At 66.9% G+C, this 2,981-nt stretch carries 2 protein-coding genes; both read left to right on the top strand.

Annotation, left to right across the window (positions count from 1 at the left end):
• Positions 1-723 precede the first annotated feature (723 nt).
• Positions 724-846 carry a hypothetical protein gene (locus ACIQFZ_RS43325; protein WP_402693989.1) on the top strand — a complete coding sequence of 41 codons (123 nt, stop codon included), beginning with the start codon at positions 724-726 and terminating at the stop codon, positions 844-846.
• A 110-nt stretch (positions 847-956) separates the two neighbouring features.
• Positions 957-2,738 (top strand): ABC transporter ATP-binding protein, encoded by a 1,782-nt coding sequence (locus ACIQFZ_RS43320; protein ID WP_402693988.1) that lies wholly within the window; start codon positions 957-959, stop codon positions 2,736-2,738.
• The last annotated feature ends 243 nt before the right edge of the window (positions 2,739-2,981 follow it).

The raw sequence follows: 2,981 nt of genomic DNA, 5'->3' as shown, positions 1-2,981 counted from the left end.
ACCAACGTCAGGTGGACTGGCAGTTCACCACCCACGATGCACGCATCAAACTGCGCCATCTCTATCCCAAACATTAGCCGCGACAGTCTACTAGGACCCCAACCACCCCATCAAATCGAGGAGTTATTGATCGACAGCTCCCTGGCCCGGCGGCGACCAGGTCCGCGCCTCCCCCACCGCATCACTCACACATTGCCAACGAGCGTGAACGTAAAGCTTTTTCGGATCAAATAATTACCTCGGTAAGTTCCAAGTGAGGTCAATAATAAATTCTGTGTGAGTATCGCCCCGGTTCCGTGAATCGTCTGAAAATTGATTCAGGCGCATTTAATCGAACTCTCATCCGAATTACCCTTTCCTGGCCTGCGAATCCCGTAATGTCTCCCGTGTCGAAAGCGAACATCGCTTACGGCAGAGGGAATCCACCCGCAGGCAAGTGAGGAGAAGCCCGTGAGCTTCCACAAGATCGTCCCGGTCAAGAAGCACCGCAAGCCCGTCCCGGAGCCCAAGAAGCCAGCCCTGAAGAAGCACGCGTGGAAGTGCCCCATCGGCCGCGAGCACCGCGGCTGAGTCACCTTCGCAGGGCGCCCGGCCCGCCGGGCCGAACCTGACCGGAAAAGCGACCGGCGCCGATGTTACGAATTCAGTACACACCTGGTATGCGGTCGGTAAGAAATTCACTCCCGGACACTGTCCGACCATTCACCGGAGAAGGAGAATCCCATGAGCTTCTGCAAGATCGCCCCCATCAAGAGGACCGAGAAGCCGGCCCCGAAGAAGCACGCCCCCAAGAAGGACACCCGGAAGAAGCACGAGTGGCGCCGCCCGGTCGGCCACCAGCGCTGACGACTCGCCACGAGGCGGGGTCACCGGAACGCCTCCGGGGCCCCGCCTCGGCCTGTCACCGGCGGCCGATCAACGAGAACCCCACGAGCCGAAGAGGAGTTGATGCCGACATGCACGACGTTAAGGACGCGTTCGCCCGGTTCTGGCCGCTGACCCGCGGCGACCGCAGATGGCTGGCGCTGATCATCGTGTGCGTGATCGTGTCCGCGTTGGCCGAGACCGCGTCGATCCTGCTCTTCGCCCAGCTCACCGACCACGCGCTGAAGGCGGGCTCGCTCTCCGCCTTCTGGGGGCCGGCCGCCGCCTGGCTGGGTGCTGCCGCGCTCGGCGCGCTCGTCGGCTACCTGGGCAACTCGCTCGCCATCTGGACGGCGGAGAGATTCGTCCTGCGCCTGCGGGCGAAGGTCTTCCGCCACGTCCAGGACCTGCCGCCGCACTTCTTCCAGCAACACCGCCAGGGCGATCTGCTGGCACGCCTGACCGGCGACGTCGAGGCCATCGAACAGATGGTCGTGTCGGGGCTCGTCGGCACGGTCTCCGCCGCCTTCTCCGCGGTCTTCTACGCAACAGCGGCGTTCTGGCTGCGGTGGGACCTGGCCCTCGCCACGTTCCTCCTGGCACCGCTGTTCCTCTTCACGGCGCGCCACTTCTCCGGCCGCATCAAGAAGGCGTCCCAGGACGAGCGGGCCGCCGACGGCTCGATCACCTCGGTCGTCGAGGAGTCCCTCGGCAACGTCGTCCTCACTCAGGCATACAACCGCAGGCGGGCGGAGGAACAGCGACTCGAACGCGAGGCGCGCGCATGGATGCGGGCGTCCGTCCGAGGCTCGCGGGCGAGCGAGATGTACGCGCAGTTCGTCGAGGTCGTCGAGACACTGTGCGTGCTCGCAGTGATCGGGCTCGGGGCGTGGGAGATTTCCCAAGGCCGGATGACGTTGGGCCAGTTGCTCGCCTTCGCCGCCTTCCTCGGCTACCTCTACCCGCCGCTCCGCAGCCTCGGCCAGCTGGGCCTGACCCTGACTGCCGCCACCACGGGTGCGGAACGCCTGAACGAGATCCTCGACGCCGAGCCGGCGGTGACCGACCCGGCCCGACCCGCCACCCCCTGGCCGGTACGCGGCCGGATCACCTCCCACGAGGTGTCCTTCCGCTACCCGGGCGCGGAGCACGCGTCCCTGCGGGACGTCACGTTCGCCGCGAGCCCCGGCGAACTGGTCCTGGTCACAGGCCCGAGCGGCGCGGGCAAGTCCACGCTCTCCAAACTCCTCACCCGTTTCTACGACCCCACGGCGGGCGTGATCCGCCTGGACGGCGTCCCGCTGACGGACCTGCCGCTGGAGTTCCTGCGCGAGAACGTGACCCTGCTGCCCCAGGAGACCCTGGTCCTCAGCGGCACGATCCGCGAGAACATCGAGGCCGGCCGCCCCGGTGCGAGCCGCGAGGAGGTCGAACGCGCGGCCGGCAACGCGGCGGCGCACGACTTCATCGCTACGCTCCCCGACGGCTACGACACGCACATCGCCCCGGGCACCGCGGCCCTGTCCAGCGGACAACTCCAGCGCATCGCGATCGCCCGCGCGATGCTGCGCTCCGCCCCGGTCCTGATCCTGGACGAACCCACGGCCGGCCTGGACGGCCTGGCCGCACGCCGGGTCGTACAGCCGCTGCGCCGTCTGATGGCAGGCCGCACGACGATCATGATCACGCACGATCTGAGTCTGGCGGCCGACGCGGACCGCATCCTGGTGGTCGAGTCCGGACGCCTGGTGGAAGCAGGCACACACACCGAACTCCTGGCCCGCAAAGGAACGTACGCGAGGCTGGCGGTGCTGCTGCCACGGCCTACCGCGGGCGGCCAGGCGGACGACACACCGGCCCTGCGCGCTGTGTGAGCACGGTGACCGCACACTGTCCGCGGGCCGTACACGGCGCTGCGGCCATTCTCGCGGCCGTCGCGGAAGATCGCTCCACTGCTGTTCGGCTTCCCGTCCAACGGCACCCAACGCTGCGACCTGACGGTAAGGAGGCGTGACACACCTTCTCAGCCCGAATCCACCGGCTTGATTCCGGGCTGATCGTTTCGGGGTTGCCGCTGGCGGTGGCCGAGATGATCTGGCCGTTCGGGCAGGGAGTAT

Origin of the sequence: Streptomyces sp. NPDC093064 (assembly GCF_044754605.1) — a bacterium.
Classification (GTDB): domain Bacteria; phylum Actinomycetota; class Actinomycetes; order Streptomycetales; family Streptomycetaceae; genus Streptomyces.
The sequence above is the reverse complement of the archived record's forward strand: the minus strand, read 5'-3'. Positions and strand labels throughout refer to the sequence as shown.

What these genes read in the sequence shown, in the direction of transcription:
- ACIQFZ_RS43325 (WP_402693989.1), top strand. Translation starts at nt 724, where the DNA reads ATGAGCTTCTGCAAGATCGCCCCCATCAAGAGGACCGAGAAGCCGGCC.
- ACIQFZ_RS43320 (WP_402693988.1), top strand. Translation starts at nt 957, where the DNA reads ATGCACGACGTTAAGGACGCGTTCGCCCGGTTCTGGCCGCTGACCCGC.